This is a genomic window from Onishia taeanensis (genome assembly GCF_013349955.1).
Classification (GTDB): Bacteria; Pseudomonadota; Gammaproteobacteria; order Pseudomonadales; family Halomonadaceae; genus Onishia; species Onishia taeanensis_B.
This window is the reverse complement of sequence record NZ_JABVXC010000015.1, coordinates 1-21215: the sequence shown is the minus strand read 5'-3', so window position 1 is coordinate 21215 and position 21215 is coordinate 1. Positions and strand designations below refer to the sequence as shown.

General features: G+C 62.6%; 15 protein-coding genes and 1 tRNA gene. 5 read left to right on the top strand and 11 right to left on the bottom strand.

What is annotated here, in order from left to right:
• Positions 1 to 4: 4 nt before the first annotated feature.
• Entirely contained in the window at positions 5 to 1945 is a 1941-nt protein-coding gene (locus tag HUS66_RS15325) for an exoribonuclease II (protein WP_175072053.1), read from the top strand.
• A 119-nt stretch (positions 1946 to 2064) separates the two neighbouring features.
• On the opposite strand, the gene HUS66_RS15320 is transcribed toward HUS66_RS15325, so the two are convergent.
• The gene (locus HUS66_RS15320; protein WP_175072051.1) at positions 2065 to 3330 is read right to left on the bottom strand and encodes a phospholipase D-like domain-containing protein; all 1266 of its coding nucleotides are present in this window, start codon (positions 3328 to 3330) and stop codon (positions 2065 to 2067) included.
• A gap of 176 nt (positions 3331 to 3506) precedes the next feature.
• Between HUS66_RS15320 and HUS66_RS15315 the strand changes: the two genes are divergently transcribed.
• Both HUS66_RS15315 and HUS66_RS15310 read left to right on the top strand, forming a co-directional pair.
• Entirely contained in the window at positions 3507 to 4625 is a 1119-nt protein-coding gene (locus HUS66_RS15315; RefSeq protein WP_175072050.1) for a glycosyltransferase family 4 protein, read from the top strand.
• A 52-nt stretch (positions 4626 to 4677) separates the two neighbouring features.
• A complete protein-coding gene (locus HUS66_RS15310; RefSeq protein ID WP_282847523.1) occupies positions 4678 to 5808 on the top strand; it encodes a lysylphosphatidylglycerol synthase transmembrane domain-containing protein in 1131 nt (376 codons plus the stop codon).
• 139 nt (positions 5809 to 5947) lie between these two features.
• Here the strand turns inward: HUS66_RS15310 and sucD are convergent, their stop codons facing one another.
• The 9 genes from sucD to sdhC form a co-directional block, all read right to left on the bottom strand.
• Positions 5948 to 6820, bottom strand: coding sequence for a succinate--CoA ligase subunit alpha (gene sucD, locus HUS66_RS15305; RefSeq protein ID WP_175072048.1), 873 nt, complete (start codon positions 6818 to 6820; stop codon positions 5948 to 5950).
• Entirely contained in the window at positions 6820 to 7986 is a 1167-nt protein-coding gene (sucC, locus tag HUS66_RS15300) for an ADP-forming succinate--CoA ligase subunit beta (RefSeq protein ID WP_175072046.1), read from the bottom strand. The genes sucD and sucC overlap by 1 nt, the downstream gene beginning before the upstream one ends.
• Positions 7987 to 8126: 140 nt before the next feature.
• On the bottom strand, positions 8127 to 9563 hold the full coding sequence (lpdA, locus tag HUS66_RS15295; protein ID WP_175072044.1) for a dihydrolipoyl dehydrogenase: 1437 nt from the start codon (positions 9561 to 9563) through the stop codon (positions 8127 to 8129).
• A gap of 49 nt (positions 9564 to 9612) precedes the next feature.
• On the bottom strand, positions 9613 to 11214 hold the full coding sequence (gene odhB / locus HUS66_RS15290; RefSeq protein ID WP_175072042.1) for a 2-oxoglutarate dehydrogenase complex dihydrolipoyllysine-residue succinyltransferase: 1602 nt from the start codon (positions 11212 to 11214) through the stop codon (positions 9613 to 9615).
• Positions 11215 to 11257: 43 nt separating this feature from the next.
• Positions 11258 to 14092, bottom strand: coding sequence for a 2-oxoglutarate dehydrogenase E1 component (locus HUS66_RS15285; RefSeq protein ID WP_175072040.1), 2835 nt, complete (start codon positions 14090 to 14092; stop codon positions 11258 to 11260).
• A gap of 251 nt (positions 14093 to 14343) precedes the next feature.
• Entirely contained in the window at positions 14344 to 15054 is a 711-nt protein-coding gene (locus HUS66_RS15280) for a succinate dehydrogenase iron-sulfur subunit (RefSeq protein ID WP_112055493.1), read from the bottom strand.
• A gap of 11 nt (positions 15055 to 15065) precedes the next feature.
• Positions 15066 to 16838: a succinate dehydrogenase flavoprotein subunit gene (gene sdhA / locus HUS66_RS15275; protein ID WP_175072039.1), complete on the bottom strand. Its 1773-nt coding sequence runs from the start codon at positions 16836 to 16838 to the stop codon at positions 15066 to 15068.
• Positions 16839 to 16841: 3 nt separating this feature from the next.
• Positions 16842 to 17189: a succinate dehydrogenase, hydrophobic membrane anchor protein gene (gene sdhD / locus HUS66_RS15270; protein WP_175072037.1), complete on the bottom strand. Its 348-nt coding sequence runs from the start codon at positions 17187 to 17189 to the stop codon at positions 16842 to 16844.
• On the bottom strand, positions 17183 to 17560 hold the full coding sequence (gene sdhC, locus HUS66_RS15265; RefSeq protein WP_112055496.1) for a succinate dehydrogenase, cytochrome b556 subunit: 378 nt from the start codon (positions 17558 to 17560) through the stop codon (positions 17183 to 17185). The genes sdhD and sdhC overlap by 7 nt, the downstream gene beginning before the upstream one ends.
• 404 nt (positions 17561 to 17964) lie before the next feature.
• On the opposite strand from sdhC, the gene gltA reads away from it, so the two are divergent.
• Together gltA and HUS66_RS15255 are read left to right on the top strand one after the other, a co-directional pair.
• Positions 17965 to 19254 carry a citrate synthase gene (gene gltA / locus HUS66_RS15260; protein WP_175072035.1) on the top strand — a complete coding sequence of 430 codons (1290 nt, stop codon included), beginning with the start codon at positions 17965 to 17967 and terminating at the stop codon, positions 19252 to 19254.
• A gap of 162 nt (positions 19255 to 19416) precedes the next feature.
• Positions 19417 to 20301: an NAD(P)-dependent oxidoreductase gene (locus tag HUS66_RS15255; RefSeq protein WP_175072033.1), complete on the top strand. Its 885-nt coding sequence runs from the start codon at positions 19417 to 19419 to the stop codon at positions 20299 to 20301.
• Between the two features lie 834 nt (positions 20302 to 21135).
• On the opposite strand, the gene HUS66_RS15250 is transcribed toward HUS66_RS15255, so the two are convergent.
• Positions 21136 to 21211, bottom strand: a tRNA-Glu gene (locus HUS66_RS15250).
• Positions 21212 to 21215: the final 4 nt, after the last annotated feature.

Below are 21215 nucleotides of genomic sequence, written 5' to 3'. Positions count from 1 at the left end.
TCCGATGCTTCAGAACAATTCGATGCTTGCTCAGCTCAAGCAGCAGATCCGCGATACCACGCCCCGGGTCGAGGGCGTGATCAAGGCCACCGACAAGGGCTTTGGCTTCCTCGAAACCGACGACGGCGACTCCTACTTCGTGCCGCCCCCCGCCATGAAGCAGGTGCTTCATGGCGACCGGGTGAAGGCCATCCTCAAGGAGGAAGGCGACAAAACCTCGGTCGAGCCGGATACCCTGCTGGAAATCGGCCTGCAGCGTTTCGTGGCACGGGTCCAGAAGCGTGAGGGCCGCCTGGCCGTGGTGCCCGACCATCCGTCGGTCAAGAACGTGCTCAAGGCACGCCTCAAGCGCAGTCTCGACGAAGACAGCATCGAGGATGGCGACTGGGTGGTGGCCCGTCTGGTACGCCACCCGCTGAAAGAAGGCGACCGCGGCTTCTTTTCGCAGATCGACGAGCTGGTCGCCAAGAGCGACAACCCGGCCGTACCTTGGCGCGTGACGCTGGCGCGTCATGCCCTCGAGCAGGCCTCGCCGGAAGCCGGCGACGACTGGCCGATGGCCGATGAAGGCCTCACGCGTGAAGACCTGACCGCCGAGCCCTTCTTCACCATCGACGGTGAGAAGACCCGCGACATGGACGACGCCCTGCGGGTCGAGACCCTGGACGACGGCGGCTGGCGCCTGACGGTGGCGATCGCCGATCCCACCGCCTACGTCGACGAGAGCCACGCCGCCGACCAGGAAGCGCGCACCCGCGCCTTCACCGTCTACCTGCCGGGACAGAACGTCACCATGCTGCCGGAAGTGCTGGCCGACGACCTGTGCTCGTTGTGGGAAGGCAAGGAGCGTCCGGTACTGGCCTGCGCGCTGGACATCGACGCCGAAGGCAACCTGGGCGACTACCGTTTCTTCGCCGCGAACATGACCTCGAAGTCACGCCTGGTCTATGACCATGTCTCCGACTGGATCGAGGGCCAGGGCGACTGGGCACCGGATGATGCCATCGCGCCGCAGCTCACCGCCCTGCGCGACCTGACCGAAGCACGCAGCGCCTGGCGCGCCGCCCATGCGCTGGTGTTCAAGGATCGTCCCGACTACGTCTTCGATCTGGACGACGCCGGCAATGTGCTGGACATTCGCACCGAGGATCGCCGCATCGCCAACCGCATGATCGAGGAATCGATGATTGCGGCCAACGCCTGCTGCGCCGATCTGCTGGCGGACAAGGTCGGTCACGGCATCTTCAACGTGCACCGGGCCTTCGAGCCGGAGAAAGCCGACGCGGCCCACGAGTTCCTCGCCGCCCAGGATATCCAGGTCGAACGCGAGGCCCTGTTGGAGCTGCCGCGCTATCGCGAGCTCAAGCGCGAACTCGAGTCCCGCGACGATGCCTGGCTAGACGTTCGCCTGCGCCGCTTCCAGGGCTTCACCAGCATGTCTGCCCTGCCCGGTCCGCACTTCGGTCTGGGCCTGGCCGCCTACGCCACCTGGACCTCGCCGATCCGTAAGTACGGCGATATGGTCAATCACCGCCTGATCAAGCGCGTGCTGAAGGGCGAGAGTGCCCCGGCCGAGGCCAGCCAGGCGCTGACCGAGCAGCTCACCGAGCGTCGCCGCCTGAACCGCATGGCCGAGCGTGACGTCAAGGATTGGCTCTACGTTCGCTACCTGGCCGAAGCCGCCAAGGAACAGCAGGAGTTCGAGGCCGAGATCATCGCCGTCAACCGCGGCGGCATGCGGGTACGCCTGGTCGACAATGGTGCCACCGCCTTCATTCCCGCGCCGCTGATGCACAGCGAGCGCGACAAGGTGGTGATCGACGACAAGGAAGGTCGCATCCAGATTGAAGGCGAAGAGCGCTTCAAGCTGGGCGATATGACCCGTGTAGCGCTCACAGAAGCCCGTGAAGAGACCCGCTCGCTGGTGGCTCGCCCCGCCGTTTGATTGAGCACTGAGCGCCTGCAAGACGCACAACGCCCCGGCCATCACTGGCCGGGGCGTTGTCGTTTCAAGGCCTTACGCGAGCAGTCGACACTACCGCGCAGAACCTGCGCATGGGCTCATCAAAGCTGCTCCAGCAACAGCCGAGCCCCCTGCTCCATGAACCGAGTCCAGCCTCCACGCCGACGAAACTCGTCGGCGTCCAGCCGCTGCGCACGCCGGCAATCATCATCGAATTGCTCATCCAGGGTCGCCGTCACGGCGTCGGAAAGCATCAGGGCGCAGCATTCCTCGTCCTTGCCCATCGAGCGATGATTGACGTTCACCGACCCGACGCAGGCCAGCCGACCGTCGACGGTAATCACCTTGGCATGCAACATGGTCGGCAGAAACACCCAGACCTTGGCCCCGGCATCCAGCAGCCGCTCGATGCTCGGCTGCCCGGCCAGCTGCGACAGGCGGCTGTCGTTGTAACGACCCGGCACCAGCAGCTCGACCGAGACGCCTCGCTCGAGTGCCGAGATCATCTGCTCGACCAAGGCACCATCGGGGGCGAAGTAGGCGGTGACGATACGCAGCCTGACATGGCTGACCGCCACCAGGGAGCGCAGCATGGCGGCGGATTCGGTCCACCCAATGGTCGAGGAAGCCCGCACGCATTGGACCAGCACGCCATCCTCGTGAATCGGCGGCGCCTGGCGAATCGGCTGCCACTGCCAGGGCCCACACTCGTTCCAGTTGTCGAGAAAGGCCGAATGCAGCCCGATGACCGCCGGACCCGACACGCATAAATGCGTCTCGCGCCATTCATCCGGCGTGCGGGCATCGCCTTCCCACTCGGCAGCGATGCCGACCCCGCCGACGAAGCCTAGGCGGTCGTCGCATACCATGATCTTGCGGTGAGTACGCTTGTCGATCTGCCAGGGCCTGGGCAGCTTGATCGGCCGGAACCGGCGCACCTCGACGCCGGCCTCGCGCATCTGGGCGACCACCTCAGACGACATCTTCTGCGTTCCCACCGCATCCAGCACGACCCGCACCCTTAACCCCTCACGAGCCCGTCGGGCCAGCGCCGCAGCGAAGCGCTGTGCGATGTCCCCCGTCCAGTAGACATAAGTCACCAGGTCGATACTGGCCTCGGCGGCATCAATGGCATCGAGCATGGCGGGGAATATCTCCACGCCATTGCGCATCACCTCGACATGATTGCCGGCGGTAAATGGCGTTCCCAGCGCATACTCGAGCTCGGTACGGTAATAGGCCTCATCTCCGGTCGACGCGGACCCTGACGGGAAAGAGCCCCCATTCTCGAGTGAGCCCCCCTCTTCCCGCTGACGCTCGCCTGAGCGGCTCTTGCCTTGACGATCCGAACCCGTGTCGGCTGGCATTCACCCATCTCCTTGTCGTGTGCGCGTGTCTTCACCATATGTCTCATGCATGACCGCAAAGCGCCACCCCATCAAGCCGCGCACATCTGCTGTCGAGACAGCGATGCCGCCATGTCGTCGAATTGTCGCATTGCCTCGCTACCCTTGAGCGATAGCCACAGCAACAGGAGACGGTCTTGCACCTTGCGGATATCACCATGTTCCATGCGCCGGATAGCGGTGGCGTGCGCACCTATCTTCAGGCCAAGCATCGTCACCTGGCGACCCTGCCGGACATCGAGGCTAACCTGCTGGTTCCTGCCGGCGAGCGTCAGACCCTGGGGGCCCTGCAGACCCTGCCCGCCTTTCGCCTGCCCCTGGGCCAGGGCTATCGCTTCCCGCTACGTCGCAGCCCCTGGCGCCAGGCACTGGTCGAACTGGGTCCGGACCTGATCGAGGCCGGCGACCCCTACGTCACCGCCTGGGCAGCGCTAGAGGCCGGCCAGCAGTTGGGCGTACCGGTAGTCGGGTTCTATCATTCCGACCTGCCTCGGCTGATGGGCGATCGCTTCGGCGCACCGGTGGCCCGCCGCCTCAAGCGCTATGTGGCGGATCTTTACGGGCGCTTCGACAGCGTGCTGGTACCCTGCCGCTCGATGGGCGATCGTCTCGAGGACTGGGGGGTACAGGGTGTGCGCGTGCAGCCGCTGGGGGTCGACCTCGACACCTTCCACCCCCGCCGGCGCCACGAGGAACTGCGCCGAACGCTGGGGCTGCCCGATACCACCCGGCTGCTGGTCTTCGCCGGCCGCAACTCCCGGGAGAAGAACGTCAATGACCTGCTGGCAACCGCCCAGCGGCTAGGGCGCGGCTATCATCTGCTGCTGATGGGGCCGGGCATGCCGACCCAGGTCCCGGACAACGTCAGCGTGATCAGCCGCTGCTGTTCACCCAATGAGGTGGCTCGCGCCCTGGCCAGCGCCGATGCCATGGTTCACGCTGGCACCCGCGAGACCTTCGGTCTGGTGGCGCTGGAAGCCATGGCCAGCGGCCTGCCGGTGGTAGCGGCCCGGGCCGGCGCCCTGATCGAGAACGTGCCCCTGGGCTGCGGCGTGCTCTGCGAGCCCCATGCGCCGCATGCCATGGCACGCGCCGTGGAAGAGCTGTTCCTCAATGATGCCGCCGCCATCGGCCGCCATGCCCGCCGCCATGTGGAGCGTCATTACCGCTGGTCGAAGGTCATCGATGGCCTGCTCGACCACTACCGCACCCTGTCACCGACCCTTGCCACCGCGACACGCTGCCAGCATGGCTAGGCGGCCAGTCGCTCAGCTCTCTGATGGGCGCAGAAACAGCAACGGCAATCCCGTGACTCACGCGCTTATGCAGGGCCTGACATGCGGCTGGAGGCTGCTGCGCGGCCGAGCACTGCTGATCCTGGCGCTGCTGATGGCGGCGCTGATCCCGCTGCTGATCGATGGCATGGCGCCCTTTGCGGCCCTTCTCGACTATCCACTTGCGCAACTGGCTCTGATGCTGTCACTGGTGCTTGGCTGCTGGAACCTCAATGCGCTGCGCCTGCGCCTGCTGCTTGCCGGTCATCTCGGGCCAGGCGATAAACCATTCGGCCGATCAGGCAACAGCCGCTTGGCTGAGTCGCCGCCGACTCAAGGCGAACCGGCCATGGCCTTTCAGGGCACGCTTCCAAGCGCCAAACGCCCCTTGGGCCAACGCCGGGCACTGGCAATGGTGATGGCCACCGAATGCGCCACCTGTGCCACCCCGGGCGGTAGCGGCGGCCCGTTGACCCTGATGATGCTGCTCAGGCGTCACGGCCTGCGCCCCGCGACCTCCTCGGGGGTCTTCCTGGTCGACCAGGTCTGTGACATGCTGTTCTTCCTGCTCGCCCTGGCCGCGATGGGCGGATACACCCTGCTGCACCCGGACGCCTGGCCCCGGCCCGAGTTGATGCGGTTGGCCAGCGCCGCCCTGGTGGCCATCCTGGTAATATTGACGTCACTGCTGCTTTACCTGCCCCATGTGCTGCGCCTGAGTCGTGCCCCGCTCGCCCGGCTGGGGCTGGCCCGCCCTCGGCGCCACCGCCTGGCCCGACAGCTGCTGAAGTTCCGCCAGGGGCTTGCCACGACCCTGAGACAGCCACCACTGACGCTGGCCGCCATCTTCGCTCTGTGCAGCGCTCACTGGATTACCCGCTACAGCCTGCTGTACCTGACGCTGGACGGGCTGGGCGTCGACGTCGCCTGGGTCTGGACCTTCATGGTGCAGATGCTGTCCATGGCCGCCGGTCAGCTTAGCCTGCTGCCGGGCGGTGCCGGCGGCGTCGAACTGACCATCGGCGCCTTTCTGCTGCCGACACTCGGCGGCGAGACCACCGCCGCCGCGATCCTGATCTGGCGCTTCGTCACCTACCATTGGTACCTGTTGGCCGGCGCCCCGGTGCTGGCCTGGCTGCTGGGTCGCCGGGGCCGCCAGTGCTAACCGACAAGGCCTAGTCACTAGCGGCTAGTCACCAAAACTAATCACCAGAACTAATCACCAGGACTAAGCTCCGCGAGCGGCGCGCATAAAAAAAGGGCACCCCGAAGGGTGCCCTTGTGCCGAGAGGCGGGTCGCTGGCTTACCAGCCGGTGACCTGCTTCAGAGCATCGCCGATGTCGGCCAGGGAGCGCACGGTCTTGACGCCCGCTGCTTCCAGGGCGCCGAACTTCTCGTCGGCTGTGCCCTTGCCGCCGGAGATGATGGCGCCGGCATGGCCCATGCGCTTACCGGGAGGTGCCGTCACGCCTGCGATGTAGGCGACCACCGGCTTGGAAACGTTGGCCTTGATGTAGGCCGCGGCTTCTTCCTCGGCGGTACCGCCGATCTCACCGATCATGACGATGGCTTCGGTCTGCGGGTCGTTCTCGAACATCTCGAGGATGTCGATGAAGTTGGAACCCGGGATCGGGTCACCACCGATGCCGACGCAGCTGGACTGGCCATAGCCGTGGTCAGTGGTCTGCTTGACGGCTTCGTAGGTCAGGGTGCCGGAGCGCGACACGATACCGACCTTGCCCGGCTTGTGGATATGGCCCGGCATGATGCCGATCTTGCTTTCGCCCGGGGTGATGACGCCCGGGCAGTTCGGGCCAATCAGGCGTACGCCCAGCTCGTCGCACTTGACCTTGGCATCCAGCATGTCGAGCGTCGGGATGCCTTCGGTGATGCAGACGATCAGCTTGATGCCACCGTTGGCGGCTTCAAGGATCGAGTCCTTGCAGAACGGCGCCGGCACATAGATCACGGACGCTTCCGCGCCGGTCTCGGCAACGGCTTCCTTGACGGTGTTGAACACCGGCAGGCCCAGGTGCTCCTGGCCGCCCTTGCCCGGCGTCACGCCGCCGACCATCTGGGTGCCGTAGGCGATGGCCTGTTCGGAGTGGAAGGTCCCTTGGCCACCGGTGAAGCCCTGGCAGATGACCTTGGTGTTCTTATCGATCAGGATACTCATTACTTGCCCTCCGCTGCCTTGACGACCTGCTGTGCCGCGTCAGTCAGGCTGGTAGCAGCGATGATGTTCAGACCGCTGGACGCCAGTTTTTCGGCACCCAGCTCGGCGTTGTTGCCTTCCAGACGCACCACGACCGGCACGTTGACGCCGACCTGCTCGACGGCACCGATGATGCCCTCGGCGATCATGTCGCAACGCACGATACCGCCGAAGATGTTGACCAGCACGGCCTTGACGTTGTCGTCGGACAGGATGATCTTGAACGCTTCCGCCACGCGTTCCTTGGTGGCGCCACCGCCCACGTCAAGGAAGTTGGCCGGGCTGCCGCCGTTCAGGTTGACGATGTCCATGGTCCCCATGGCCAGGCCAGCACCGTTGACCATGCAACCGATGTTGCCATCGAGCGCCACGTAGTTCAGTTCCCAGGCGGCCGCTTCGGCTTCACGGGAGTCTTCCTGGGACGGGTCCTGCATGGCCTGCAGGTCCGGATGACGATAGAGCGCATTGCCGTCCAGGCCGATCTTGGCGTCGAGGCAATGCAGGTTGCCTTCATCGGTGATCACCAGCGGGTTGATCTCGAGCAGGGCAAGATCCTTGTCGTGGAACAGCTTCGACAGACCCAGGAAGATCTTGGTGAACTGCTTGATCTGTTCCTTGTTCAGGCCCAACGCGAAGCCCAGCTCACGGGCCTGGTACGGCTGCGCGCCGACCAGCGGGTCGATCTCGGCCTTGAGGATCTTCTCGGGCGTTTCCTCGGCGACCTTCTCGATCTCCACACCGCCTTCGGTGGAAGCCATGAAGACCACGCGACGGGTGGTGCGATCGACGACGGCGCCCAGGTACAGCTCATTGGCGATATCGGTGCAGTTCTCGACCAGGATCTTGGCGACCGGCTGACCGTGCTCGTCGGTCTGGAAGGTCACCAGGTTCTTGCCCAGCCACTGCTCGGCGAACGCCTTGGCTTCTTCCGGGCTCTTGATCAGCTTGACGCCGCCGGCCTTGCCGCGGCCACCGGCGTGGACCTGGGCCTTGACGACCCACTTGTCACCGCCGATCTTCTTGCAGGCTTCTGCAGCTTCTTCCGGGGTATCCACGGCGAAGCCCTTGGATACCGGCAGACCATAATCGGCAAACAGCTGTTTGCCCTGATACTCGTGAAGGTTCATCGTGTCATGCCATTGGTTGCATTTGACTCGAACGATGACCGTGGCTCGCCACCACTGTAGCGAGCCAGGTCATCCCCGTTCACCCCGAACCGGCCGGGGCGAGGCGCCGCTCGGGAAGGCGGCGCTCGTTGTTCGACGACTTACTTGCGCTTCTTGCGGTTGGCCATGTGGATGGCGTGGCCGTCGACCGCCAGAGCGGCCTCGTGCACGGCTTCCGACATGGTCGGGTGCGCGTAGCAGGTCAGCGCCAGATCCTCGGCACTGGAGCCGAATTCCATGGCAATCACGCCCTGAGCGATCATCTCGCCGGCATGCTGGCCAACGATATGCATGCCCAGTACGCGATCGGTCTCGGCATCGGTGATCACCTTGGCCATGCCTTCGGTGGCATTGTTGGCCATGGCGCGACCGCTTGCCGCGAACGGGAAGGAGCCGGACTTGACTTCAATGCCGGCCGCCTTGGCTTCCTGCTCGTTCATGCCCACCCAGGCGACTTCCGGGAAGGTATAGATGACGCTCGGGATGGCGTCGTAGTTCATCTCGGCCTTATGACCGGCGACGATGTCGGCGACCATGATGCCTTCTTCAGACGCCTTGTGGGCCAGCATCGGGCCGCGCACCACGTCACCGATGGCATAGACGCCCGGCACGCTGGTACGGCAGTGATCGTCGACGAAGATGAAACCACGCTCGTCGAGCTTGACGCCGGCATCATCGCCCAGCAGGCCTTGGGTGTAGGGACGGCGGCCGACGCAGACGATCAGCTTGTCGAAGGTGATTTCCTTGTCGCCTTCGCTGTCGGCGTACTTGACGACGACCTCGTCGTCCTTGATCTCGGAGCCGGTGACCCGCGCGCCCAGCTTGATGTCCAGGCCCTGCTTCTTGAGCAGCTTCTGGGTTTCCTTGGCGACGGCCTGGTCGACCATCGGCAGGAAGCTGTCCATGGCTTCGAGGACGGTGACCTCGGAGCCCAGACGGTTCCATACGCTGCCAAGTTCGAGGCCGATCACGCCGGCGCCGATCACGCCGAGGCGCTTGGGCGTCTCGTCGAACTCGAGCGCGCCGGTGGAATCGACGATCAGGCCCTCGGTGAGCGGGGTCGGCGGGATCTCGACCGGCACTGAGCCAGAGGCGATGACGATATTATCGGCTTCATAGACGGTCTTCTCGCCGTCCTTGCTGACCTCGACCTGCTTGCTGGACAGCACCTTGCCGGCACCTTCCAGAGCGGTCACACCGTTGGCCTTGAACAGGCCGGCGATGCCGCCGGTCAGGTTCTTCACGATCTTGTCCTTGCGGGCCATCATCTTCTTGACGTCCATCGAGACGTCGCCCGCCTGAATGCCCATGTCATCGAAGTCGTGCTGGGCTTCGACGAACTTGTGGGAGGCCTCGAGCAGTGCCTTGGACGGGATACACCCCACGTTCAGGCAGGTACCGCCGTGAACGGTCTTGCCTTCCTTGTCGATCCACTTCTCGACGCAGGCTGTCTTCAGACCCAGTTGGGCGGCACGAATGGCGGCGACATAGCCGCCGGGGCCAGCACCAATGACGATCAGATCGAATTTATCGGCCATGGTTTCCTTCCTGTTTTCGGTTCGCTTGAATCGTTGGCATCACGCCGGCTCAGATATCGAGCAGCAGGCGCGCCGGGTCCTCGAGAAGTTCCTTGATAGTCACCAGGAACTGGACCGCATCCTTGCCATCGATCATGCGGTGATCGTATGACACGGCAAGATACATCATCGGACGAATCTCGACCTTGCCGTTCACCGCCATCGGGCGTTCCTGGATCTTGTGCATGCCCAGGATCGCCGTCTGCGGCGGGTTGAGAATCGGCGTCGACATCAGCGAACCGAAGATGCCGCCGTTGGTGATGGTGAAGGTACCGCCCTGCATCTCATCGATGCCGAGCTTGCCGTCACGGGCACGCTTGCCGAAGTCGACGATGCCCTTCTCGACGTCGGCGATCTTCATGCTGTCGGTATCACGCAACACCGGCACGACCAGACCGCGGTCGGTGGACACAGCCACGCCGATATCTTGATAGCCGTGGTAGACGATGTCGCCGCCGTCGATGGAGGCGTTGACGTCCGGGAAGCGCTTGAGCGCCTCGGAAGCCGCCTTGACGAAGAAGCCCATGAAGCCGAGCTTGGTGTCATGAGCCTTGAGGAAGGTGTCCTTGTACTGAGCGCGCAGATCCATCACCGCACCCATGTCCACCTCATTGTAGGTGGTGAGCATGGCAGCGGTCTGCTGCGCTTCGACCAGGCGCTTGGCGATGGTCTTGCGCAGACGGCTCATCGGCACGCGCTTCTCGGGGCGCTCGCCTTCGACAACCGGCGCGGTGGCAGCAGGCGCCGCGGCACTGGCCGGGGCCTTGGACTTCTTGGCGCTGCCTTCCTTGACGGCCTTCTGGACGTCTTCTTTCAGCACACGACCACCCTTGCCGGTGCCTTCGATCTTGGCCACGTCCAGGTCATGCTCAGCGACCATCTTGCGCGCCGCCGGGGCGAGGATCTTGTCGCCGATCTTCTCGTCGGCGCCCTGGTCGTCGCCGCCCTGATCGCTTTGGCTCTGCTGGCTGCCCTTGCTGTCACCGCCCGCCGGCGCGGCATCGCCGCCAGCGCCCTCAGCGAAGCTTGCCAGCACGGCCTCGGACTCGACCTGAGCGCCTTCCTCGGTCTTGATCTCGGAGAGCGCGCCGTCGGCCGGTGCGACTACCTCGAGCACCACCTTGTCAGTCTCGATGTCGACCAGCACTTCATCGCGCTTGACCGCTTCACCGACTTTCTTGTGCCAGGTCGCGACCGTGCCTTCCTGGATGGACTCCGGGAAGGTCGGGGCCTTGACGTCATGTGTCTTGCCGGAGGCCTCGGCCTTCGGGGCCGGCTCGGCATCGCTCTTAGCAGCATCGCTCTCGCCAGAGGCCTGGTCAGCAGACTTATCGTCGGCTTTCGGCTCGGCCTTGGACTCGCTCTTCGCTTCGCCCGCTGCGCCGAGGAGGCCCAAGACCTGTTCGGAGGCGACGGTGTCGCCCTCCTCGGCCTTGATCTCGCTCAGAGTGCCGGCCTCAGGTGCCACAACCTCGAGCACCACCTTGTCGGTCTCGATTTCGACGATCAGTTCGTCACGCTCGACGCTGTCACCCGGCTTCTTGTGCCAGGCAGCGACGCTGCCCTCGGCAACGGATTCCGGAAAGGTTGGCGCTTTGATCTCGGTAGCCATTGAATTTCCCTTATGTATTCTCTCTCGTCCGATGGGGACGCCTTCAGGCGTTGAAGGCGTCGTCCACCAGTTGGCGCTGCTGTTCTACGTGCACGGACATGTAGCCGGCGGCCGGGGCCGCAGAGGCGGGACGACCGGCAAACTTCAGGTCGCGCCCCATGCCTTCACGCAGCATGTCCGCTACGACTCGCATGTGATGCTGGCTCTGATACCAGGCGCCCTGGTTGAGCGGCTCTTCCTGACACCAGACGACCTGCTCGAGGTTCGGATAGGCCTTGAGGGCCGCCTGCAGCTCTTCCTTCGGGAAGGGGTAGACCTGCTCGATACGCACCACCGCAGTGTCTTCACGCTCGTTCTCGGCACGGTAGGCGGCGAGATCATAGTAGACCTTGCCGGAACACAGCACCGCCCGCTTGACCTTGTCGGCCTCGAGCTTGCCCTGATCAGGCAACACCATCTGGAACTTGCCGTGAGCCAGCTCTTCGAGGGTGGACGTCGCTTCCTTGTGGCGCAGCAGACTCTTCGGCGACATGACCACCAGCGGCTTCCTGAGCGGACGAATCACCTGACGACGCAGCAGGTGGAAGATCTGCGCCGGGGTCGTCGGCACACAGACTTGCATGTTGTGCTCGGCACACAGCTGCAGGAAGCGCTCGAGACGCGCCGAGGAGTGCTCGGGACCCTGCCCCTCATAGCCGTGCGGCAGCAACATGGTCAGGCCACACAAGCGCCCCCACTTGGTCTCGCCCGAGGAGATGAACTGGTCGACCACCACCTGGGCGCCGTTGAAGAAGTCCCCGAACTGGGCCTCCCACACATCAAGCGCATTGGGCATGGTGGTGGAATAGCCGTATTCGAAGGCCAGCACGGCTTCTTCCGAGAGGAAGGAGTCGTGGATGGTGAAGCGCGGCTGTCCGTCGGCGATGTGCTCGAGCGGCACGTAGGTGCTGCCGTCCTTCTGGTTGTGCACCACCGCGTGACGGTGGGAGAAGGTGCCGCGGCCACTGTCCTGGCCGGTAATGCGGATCGGATGGCCCTGATCGAGCAGCGTGGCATAGGCCAGGGTTTCGGCGAAGCCCCAGTTCAGCGCCATGCCACCGGCGACCATCTTGCGGCGATCCTCGTAGATCTTGGCGACCTGACGCTGGACCTGAATGCCGTCCGGCACCTCGCACATCTTGTTAGCGAGCTGCTGCATGCGCTTCATGTCGACAGTGGTATCGGCATCGCCGGTCCACTCATGACCCAGATACGGCGCCCAGTCGACGAACAGCGAGGTGTTCGGCTCCTTGACCAGGGCGTTGGCCACATGGTTGCCGGCCATCAGGTCGTCGCGATACTTCTCCATCTGCGCCTTGGCATCGTCTTCACTGATGATGCCCTCATCGACCAGCCGCTTGACGAAGTGGGTGCGAGCAGACGGATGATTCTTGATCTTCTGATACATCATCGGCTGCGTGCCGGACGGCTCGTCGGCCTCGTTGTGGCCGCGACGACGGTAGCAGACCAGGTCGATGACCACGTCACGCTTGAACTGGTGGCGATAGTCGATGGCCACCTGGGTCGCGTGCAGCACGGCGTCCGGATCATCGCCGTTGACGTGGAAGATCGGCGCCTGAACCATCTTGGCGATGTCGGTGCAGTACTCGGTGGAGCGCGTATCGCCGGGATGCGAGGTGGTGAAGCCGACCTGGTTGTTGATCACGATGTGCACCGTGCCGCCGGTCTTGTAGGCACGGGTCTGCGACATCTGGAAGGTTTCCATGACCACGCCTTGCCCTGCGAAGGCCGCGTCACCATGGATGTTGATCGGCAACACCTTGCTGCCATCGCTATCGTCGCGACGGTCCTGACGGGCCCGCACCGAGCCCTCGACCACCGGGGAGACGATCTCCAGGTGGGACGGGTTGAACGCCAGCGCCAGGTGAACTTCGCCACCACTGGTCATCACGTTCGAGCTGAAGCCCTGGTGATACTTGACGTCGCCGGAGCCCTGGGAGATCACCTTCTTGCCGTCGAATTCCTCGATCAGCTCGGAGGGGCTCTTGCCCAGGATGTTGACCAGCAGGTTGAGGCGACCGCGGTGCGCCATGCCGATGACGACTTCCTTGGTGCCATAGCCGCCGGCCCGCTGGATGATCTCATCCATCATCGGGATGAAGCTTTCGCCACCCTCGAGGCCGAAGCGCTTGGTCCCCGGATACTTGGACGCCAGGTAGCTTTCCAGGCCCTCGGCCGCCGTCAGCCGCTCAAGTACGTGCTTGCGCACGTCCGGGCTGAACTTGGGCTTGGAGCGCACCGATTCGAAGCGCTGCTGCAGCCAGCGCTTCTCTTCAGTGTCGACGATATGCATGATCTCGCAGCCGATGGAGCGGCAGTAAGTCTGCTCCAGGGCGTCGACGATCTCCTTGAGCGGCGCTTTGTCCTTGCCCAGGAAGAAGGACCCGGTCTGGAACTCGGTATCCAGATCGGCCTTGGTCAGCTGGTGGAAGGACAGGTCGAGATCCGGCACCGGCACCTGACTACGCAGGTTAAGAGGATCGATATCGGCCTTTTGGTGGCCGCGAAAGCGATACGCATTGATCAGCTGGAGAACCTTGACCTGCTTCTTGCTCTCACCGCTGTCGACGCTGGCGGCGGCCTGTGAACCCCGACGGGACTGGCCAAGCTGGTAGAACTGGTCGCGAATCGGACCAAGCGGAATATCCTGGGAGGGGCTGCCATCCGGGCGGGGCAACTGATCAAAGTAGTTGCGCCACTCGTCGGGGACAGCGTTTGGATCGACGAGGTACTGTTCGTATAGCGCTTCCACATAGTGAGCATTTCCGCCACTGACATGGGAGGTGCGCCACATCAACTCCATTATGCCTTCTTGCATGTCTCGGTCACCCTACACTGATGGGGTGTTATCGGCGCCATCTACGGCATCGCCGCATCGGCGTGACTGTTGCCCTGCCGGTTGGGCTTGTGTCCTGATCCGGCGAGCTTCGGCACGAACCGTAAGCCCAGGTCTCGATCGTCAAAAGCCGGTGCGCGAGGCACCGGCTCTTAGCGACGGGGCCGGCTCAGCCGCGACGAAACGCCACGGCCTGAGATCGGCCACCATGATAGCAAGACGAGCGCGACGATTTAAGTGGCATTCGCCAGCAGCATCTCGCGGATCTTGCCGATCGCCCGCGTCGGGTTGAGTCCCTTCGGACAGACCGCCACACAGTTCATGATACCGCGGCAGCGGAAGACGCTGAACGGATCCTCGAGCTCGGCGAGACGCTCACTGGTCGCCTCGTCACGCGAGTCGGCCAGGAAGCGGTAGGCCTGCAAGAGGCCGGCCGGACCGACGAACTTGTCCGGGTTCCACCAGAACGACGGGCAGGACGTCGAGCAGCAGGCACACAGGATGCACTCGTATAGACCGTCGAGCTTGTCACGATCTTCCGGCGACTGCAGGCGCTCGATGGCCGGTTCCGGCGTGTCGTTCTGCAGGTACGGCTGAATGCGCTCGTACTGCTTGTAGAACAGCGCCATGTCGACCACCAGGTCACGGATGACCGGCAGGCCGGGAAGCGGACGTAGCGTCAGCTTGCCGCCCTTGACCACCTCGGACAGCGGCGTGATGCAGGCCAGGCCGTTCTTGCCGTTCATGTTCATGCCGTCGGAGCCACAGACCCCTTCCCGGCAGCTGCGACGATAGGCCATGGAGCTGTCCTGCTCCTTGATCATGGCCAGGACATTCAGAACCATTACATCGCGGCCCTGAGTGTCCACCTGAAACTCCTGCATGTACGGCGCGGAGTCTGTTTCCGGATTGTAGCGGTAGACGGATACCTGAAGCATGGACATCGTGGACCCCCTTAGTAGGTACGGACTTTAGGCTCGAAGGTGTCGACGGTCTTCGGCGTGAAGTTGACGTCGCGCTTACCCAGCGTCTTGGTGGCCGGGAAGAACAGCGAGTGCTTCAGCCAGTTGACATCGTCACGGTCCGGATAGTCGTAACGGGAATGCGCACCGCGGCTTTCCTTGCGCTCCAGCGCAGAAATCGCGGTGGCCTCGGCCACTTCCATCAGGTTGTCGAGCTCCAGGGCTTCGACACGTGCGGTATTGAAGGCATTCGACTTATCGCCCAAGTGGGCGTTGTTGATCCGCTCACGCAACTCGGCGAGTTTCTTGACGCCTTCCTGCATGTTGTCTTCCTGACGGAAGACGCCGAAGGCGCTCTGCATGATGTCCTGCAGTTCGGCCTTGAGGGCCGGCACGGACTCGCCGCCGCTGGACTCGTTCCAACGATTCAGGCGCGTCATGGCCGCATCGATATCGGACTGAGTGGCATCAAGGTACTCGATGCCCTCGTTCAGCGCGCCTTCGATGTACATGCCGGCAGCGCGGCCGAACACCACCAGGTCGAGCAGCGAGTTGCCACCCAGACGGTTGGCGCCATGAACCGACACGCAGGCCGCTTCGCCACAGGCGAACAGGCCGTTGACGATCTGGTCGTTACCGTCTTCGTCCTGCATGACTGCCTGGCCATGCACGTTGGTGGGGATACCGCCCATCATATAGTGGCAGGTCGGCACGACCGGGATCGGCTCTTTGGCCGGATCGACATGAGCAAAGGTCTTGGACAGTTCGACGATGCCCGGCAGGCGCTTGCCGAGGACGTCCTCGCCCAGATGATCGAGCTTCAGGAAGACGTGGTCGCCCTTCTCGCCACAGCCCCGACCTTCGAGAATTTCCATGACCATGGAGCGAGCGACCACATCGCGGCCGGCCAGATCTTTGGCGTTCGGCGCATAACGCTCCATGAAGCGCTCGCCGTCCTTGTTGATCAGGTAACCACCCTCACCGCGGCAGCCCTCGGTGACCAAGGTGCCGGCGCCGTAAATGCCGGTCGGGTGGAACTGCCACATTTCCATGTCCTGCATCGGGAAGCCCGCGCGCATGGCCATGCCGATGCCGTCGCCCGTATTGATCAAGGCGTTGGTGGTGGAGGCGTAGATACGGCCGGCACCGCCGGTCGCCAGCACGGTGGCCTTGGACTTGACGTGCACCACTTCACCGGTCTCGATGCACATGGCGATACAACCCACCACGTCACCGTTGGCATTCTTGACCAGATCGACCGCATACCACTCGTTGAGGAAGGTGGTGTTGTTCTTCAGATTGTTCTGATAAAGCGTGTGCAGCAGCGCGTGGCCGGTACGGTCAGCCGCCGCACAGGTACGTGCTGCCTGACCGCCCTTACCGAAGTCCTTGGACTGACCACCGAACGGACGCTGGTAGATGCGACCGTTGTCGAAGCGGGAGAACGGCAGCCCCATGTGCTCGAGCTCGAATACCGCCTTGGGCCCTTCGGAGCACATGTACTCGGCCGCGTCCTGGTCGGCGATGTAGTCGCCGCCCTTGACGGTGTCATACATGTGCCAGCGCCAGTCGTCGTCAGGGTCTGAGGATGCGATGGCACAGGTGATGCCGCCTTGGGCAGACACGGTATGCGAGCGCGTCGGGAAGACCTTGGAGAGTACTGCGGTCTTCTTGCCGGACTTGGCCAGCTCGAGAGCGGCACGCAGGCCGGAGCCGCCACCACCAATGATGATTGCGTCGAAGGTCAGGCTACGCATGTTAGACATTTATCAGGCTCCCCACAGGACTTGGACGCCCCACACCAGAAAGACAAAGATGGCCAGGATAATCACGGCTTGGACGGCGATACGGATGGCGGTCGGCTTCAGGTAATCGGTGGTCACCGTCCACAGACCGATCCAGGCGTGGGCGGCCATCGACACGAAGGCGAGCAGCGAGAAGATACGCATCCAGGTAGAGCCGAACAGGCCGCTCCAGGTGGCGTAGTCCAGGTTCGGGTGCAGCAGCAGATAGCCGACCATGAAGAGCGTGTAAAGCGCCAGAATGACGGCCGAGGCGCGCTGGATCAGCCAGTCAGACAGGCCACTACGACCAAAGTTTGTAATATTGGTTACCATACCCAGACTCCTGCCAGAATCACCAGAACGGCGCTGATCACGACAGTGATCTGCGCCTTCTTGATACCGCCCTCGAGGGTCACACCGATGTCAGCATCCATCAGCAGGTGTTTGATGCCGGCCACGAAGTGAAAGGCCAGGGCGGACAGCATGCCCCAGGTGATCAGCTTGGCCAGGAAATTGTGGGCAATGGCATCACTTACAGCCTCGAATCCCTGCGGGGAAGACAGCGACGTATCCAGCGCCCAGAAGGCGAAGATCAGGCCGATGAAGAGGATGACGCCTGTGATGCGGTGAGCGATCGACGTTAGTGCCGGGAGGGGGAACTTGATCGTACTGAGATCGAGATTTACGGGTCGTTTGCTATTCACGGCTCTTTACACACTCTCTTGGCCCGCTGTGGGTGCGTCGGGGCTAGGGCCCGAGCGGGCGGTGGTTTTGAGGAAGGGCTCGGCCGTCTGCCAAGTCGACACGACCGTACCTATCGGCCAGTCGCGCGGTGTGGATTATAGGGATTGGTCGCAACCATGACAAATGGCGACAGCCTAAGCCCTGCTAGTTACGTCTTGACCCATACCGGGAAAGGCGCACAATGATGCAAAGCACCAATAACTGTACAAAACAAGTACGGAAATAACAAGATTGCACAAGGCGGCCCGCCCAATGGCGAATTGACAATCCTTGGATCGCTTCTATAGTGGGCTGACTTTTTTCTGCCCGTACATCAAGCGAGTCAAGGACTTATCGCCGGATACCAGACAATGAGGAGCCTAGCATGGCTGACAGAAAAGCACATTTGACGATAGATGGTCTGGACGAGGCTATCGAGCTGCCGGTCTATTCCGGTACCGCCGGCCCCGACGTCATCGACGTGCGCAAACTTAGCGCGACGGGTCTATTCACCTATGACCCAGGCTTCATGGCGACCTCCGCCACCGAGTCAGCCATTACCTTCATCGATGGCGGCAACGGCGTTTTGCTGCATCGCGGCTACCCGATCGACCAATTGGCCGCTCATTCCGACTTTCCGGAGCTCTCCTACTTGCTGCTGTTCGGCGAACTGCCGACCGAAGAGCAGTATCACGAGTTCGAGCGCACCGTACGCAGCCACACCATGGTCCATGAGCAGTTGTCCAACTTCTATAAGGGCTTCCGTCGCGACGCCCATCCGATGTCGATCATGTGCGGCGTGGTCGGCGGGCTGGCCGCCTTCTATCACGATCACATGGACATCACCCGCGAGGAGGACCGCCGCATCAGCGCGATCCGACTAATCGCCAAGATGCCGACCCTGGCTGCCATGTGTCATAAGTACAACATCGGACAGCCCTTCATGTACCCGCGTAATGACCTCAATTACGCCGAGAACTTCCTGTACATGATGTTCGGCAATCCCTGCGAGAACTACGAGATCAACCCGGTGTTCGCCAAGGCCATGGACCGCATCTTCATGCTGCATGCCGACCATGAGCAGAACGCCTCGACCTCCACGGTTCGCCTGGCCGGCTCCACTGGCGCCAATCCCTACGCCTGCATCAGCGCCGGCATTGCAGCGCTCTGGGGCCCGGCCCACGGCGGTGCCAACGAGGCCGTGTTGAACATGCTCGACGAGATCGGCGATGACTCCGAGGATAACATCCAGGCCTTCATCGATCGCGCCAAGGACAAGGACGACCCGTTCAAGCTAATGGGCTTCGGCCACCGGGTTTACCGCAACTTCGATCCGCGCGCCAAGGTCATGAAAGAAACCTGCGACCAGGTACTCAGCGAACTGGGCATGGCTGACGATCCGCAATTGAAGATCGCCAAGCGCCTCGAGCAGATCGCCCTGGAAGACGACTACTTCATCGAGCGCAAGCTCTACCCGAATGTCGACTTCTATTCCGGCATCATCCTCAAGGCGATCGGCATCCCCACCAACATGTTTACGGTGATCTTTGCGGTGTCGCGTACCATTGGCTGGATCTCGCACTGGAATGAGATGATCAGCAGCGGCAATTACAAGATCGGCCGGCCGCGCCAGCTTTACACCGGCTATAACCAGCGCGACTACCCGACCGAGTAAGCCAACGTGGTTACGTCATGAACAAAAGAGGTCGCCCAAGGGCGACCTCTTTTTGCATGCCTGTAATGGCGCGCGCTCCTATTTGCCGATGACGCGAATTGCGCATGCCCTGATTTGCGTACGCCCCGAAGGCGGTAGCTGTCAATCCACAAGGAGATCAAGATGAGTGACAACGCCATCCAGACCGTCAGTTTCATTGGCCTTGGCGTCATGGGTTACCCCATGGCCGGTCACCTAGCCAATGCCGGCTACACGGTGCGGGTCTACAACCGCACCGCCACCAAGGCCGAAGCCTGGACAAACGACTATGCCGGCAGCCATCACGCTACCCCCAAGGAGGCCGCCGAAGGAGCCGACCTGGTGCTGGTGTGCGTCGGCAACGATGACGACGTCCGCCAGGTCACCCTGGGTGAAGACGGCGCCCTGAACGGCATGCGCGAAGGCACGGTGCTGGTCGATCACACCACCGCCTCGGCCAACCTGGCACACGAGCTCGATGCCGCCTGCCGGGCACAGGGCGTTGCCTTTATCGATGCCCCAGTCTCGGGTGGCCAACAGGGTGCCGAGAAAGGCGCCCTGACGGTCATGTGCGGTGGCAAAGACGCCGACTTCCAGCGCGTGCAGGCCGCCCTCAACGTCTATTCGCGAGCACTCAACCTGCTCGGCCCTGCCGGCAGCGGTCAGATGACCAAGATGGTCAACCAGATCTGCATCGCCGGCATCGTTCAGGGCCTCGCCGAAGGCCTGCACTTCGCTGAGCAGGCGGGGCTCGACCGCGAACAGGTCATCGAGGTGATTTCACAGGGGGCCGCCGGCTCCTGGCAGATGGAAAATCGCCACAAGACCATGATCGAGAATGAGTACGATCATGGCTTCGCGGTGAACTGGATGCGCAAGGACCTGGCGATCTGCCTAGACCAGGCACGAGAGCTCGATGCCCGCCTGCCCGTGACCGCACTGGTCGATCAATTCTACGGTGATGTCCAGGCCATGGGCGGAGGCCGCTGGGACACTTCTTCGTTGCTCAAGCGCTTACGCCGCGACTGACACCATCCGCTGAAAGCCATCACCCACGCAGACGCCCCCTCAGGCCCGGGCACCCCGGGCCGCCTTGTCGCCCCACCTGTCTGCTGTATCGCCCCCAAACCCCCTCTAAGCAACACTCTTCCCCCTCGGCGCCATAAACTTGGGCATGGCACGACTCATCATGGAAACACTTCCCTGTCAGCCCACCTCACACCATCGCACCTGACCTCCATACAGGCCGCAGTGCCTGACAGAACCCAATGCCTAACAGAACGCGATGCATGAAATAGCAAAGCGGGGGACTGACTCTTGCTTACTGCACAAGTTTTGTCGAAGCCTGATACCGGCAATCCCTGCATGAGGACCGATCGAACGCCACGATAAACACCGGTTGTTACCTGCTACAGGCCCTATCAATCCAGCTGTTTACAGGCCTCATCGCGTTTTCCACACTTTCTGTGGATAAGTCTGTTTAAAACCTTGAGAAAACCGCCAGCAACCACCATGACAGGGGGGTTACGCTCAGATTGATTATTTTTTAACCAAAAATAACCTACTGATTTTAATGAATTTATTGAAAATTACCCACCCAGGGTTGACGAGTACAAGAATTATGCACAAGGCGAAGAAGCAACAAAGGGGGCGTGGACAACTCGGCGCCCATGTCAAGTATCAAGAAGGTCAAATCGGCGGATGACGCCAGAATCGGTTGCCGCGGAACGGATATGACCCGAAGTCACCAGAACGGTGCCGGTCAAGTTCAATAGAAAGGGGATCAGACGAAATGACAGCGACAAAAAAAGACGCCATGGGCGTCTGGTCTCTTATGCTGACAACTGCTGTAGGAGAATCGGGTGGCGTCCCATAGGGGGTTCGAACCCCTGTCACTGCCGTGAAAGGGCAGTGTCCTGGACCACTAGACGAATGGGACGCAT

What these genes read in the sequence shown, in the direction of transcription:
- HUS66_RS15325 (WP_175072053.1), top strand. Translation starts at nt 5, where the DNA reads ATGCTTCAGAACAATTCGATGCTTGCTCAGCTCAAGCAGCAGATCCGC.
- HUS66_RS15320 (WP_175072051.1), bottom strand. Translation starts at nt 3,330, where the DNA reads ATGCCAGCCGACACGGGTTCGGATCGTCAAGGCAAGAGCCGCTCAGGC.
- sucD (WP_175072048.1), bottom strand. Translation starts at nt 6,820, where the DNA reads ATGAGTATCCTGATCGATAAGAACACCAAGGTCATCTGCCAGGGCTTC.
- sucC (WP_175072046.1), bottom strand. Translation starts at nt 7,986, where the DNA reads ATGAACCTTCACGAGTATCAGGGCAAACAGCTGTTTGCCGATTATGGT.
- lpdA (WP_175072044.1), bottom strand. Translation starts at nt 9,563, where the DNA reads ATGGCCGATAAATTCGATCTGATCGTCATTGGTGCTGGCCCCGGCGGC.
- odhB (WP_175072042.1), bottom strand. Translation starts at nt 11,214, where the DNA reads ATGGCTACCGAGATCAAAGCGCCAACCTTTCCGGAATCCGTTGCCGAG.
- HUS66_RS15285 (WP_175072040.1), bottom strand. Translation starts at nt 14,092, where the DNA reads ATGCAAGAAGGCATAATGGAGTTGATGTGGCGCACCTCCCATGTCAGT.
- HUS66_RS15280 (WP_112055493.1), bottom strand. Translation starts at nt 15,054, where the DNA reads ATGTCCATGCTTCAGGTATCCGTCTACCGCTACAATCCGGAAACAGAC.
- sdhA (WP_175072039.1), bottom strand. Translation starts at nt 16,838, where the DNA reads ATGTCTAACATGCGTAGCCTGACCTTCGACGCAATCATCATTGGTGGT.
- sdhD (WP_175072037.1), bottom strand. Translation starts at nt 17,189, where the DNA reads ATGGTAACCAATATTACAAACTTTGGTCGTAGTGGCCTGTCTGACTGG.
- gltA (WP_175072035.1), top strand. Translation starts at nt 17,965, where the DNA reads ATGGCTGACAGAAAAGCACATTTGACGATAGATGGTCTGGACGAGGCT.
- HUS66_RS15255 (WP_175072033.1), top strand. Translation starts at nt 19,417, where the DNA reads ATGAGTGACAACGCCATCCAGACCGTCAGTTTCATTGGCCTTGGCGTC.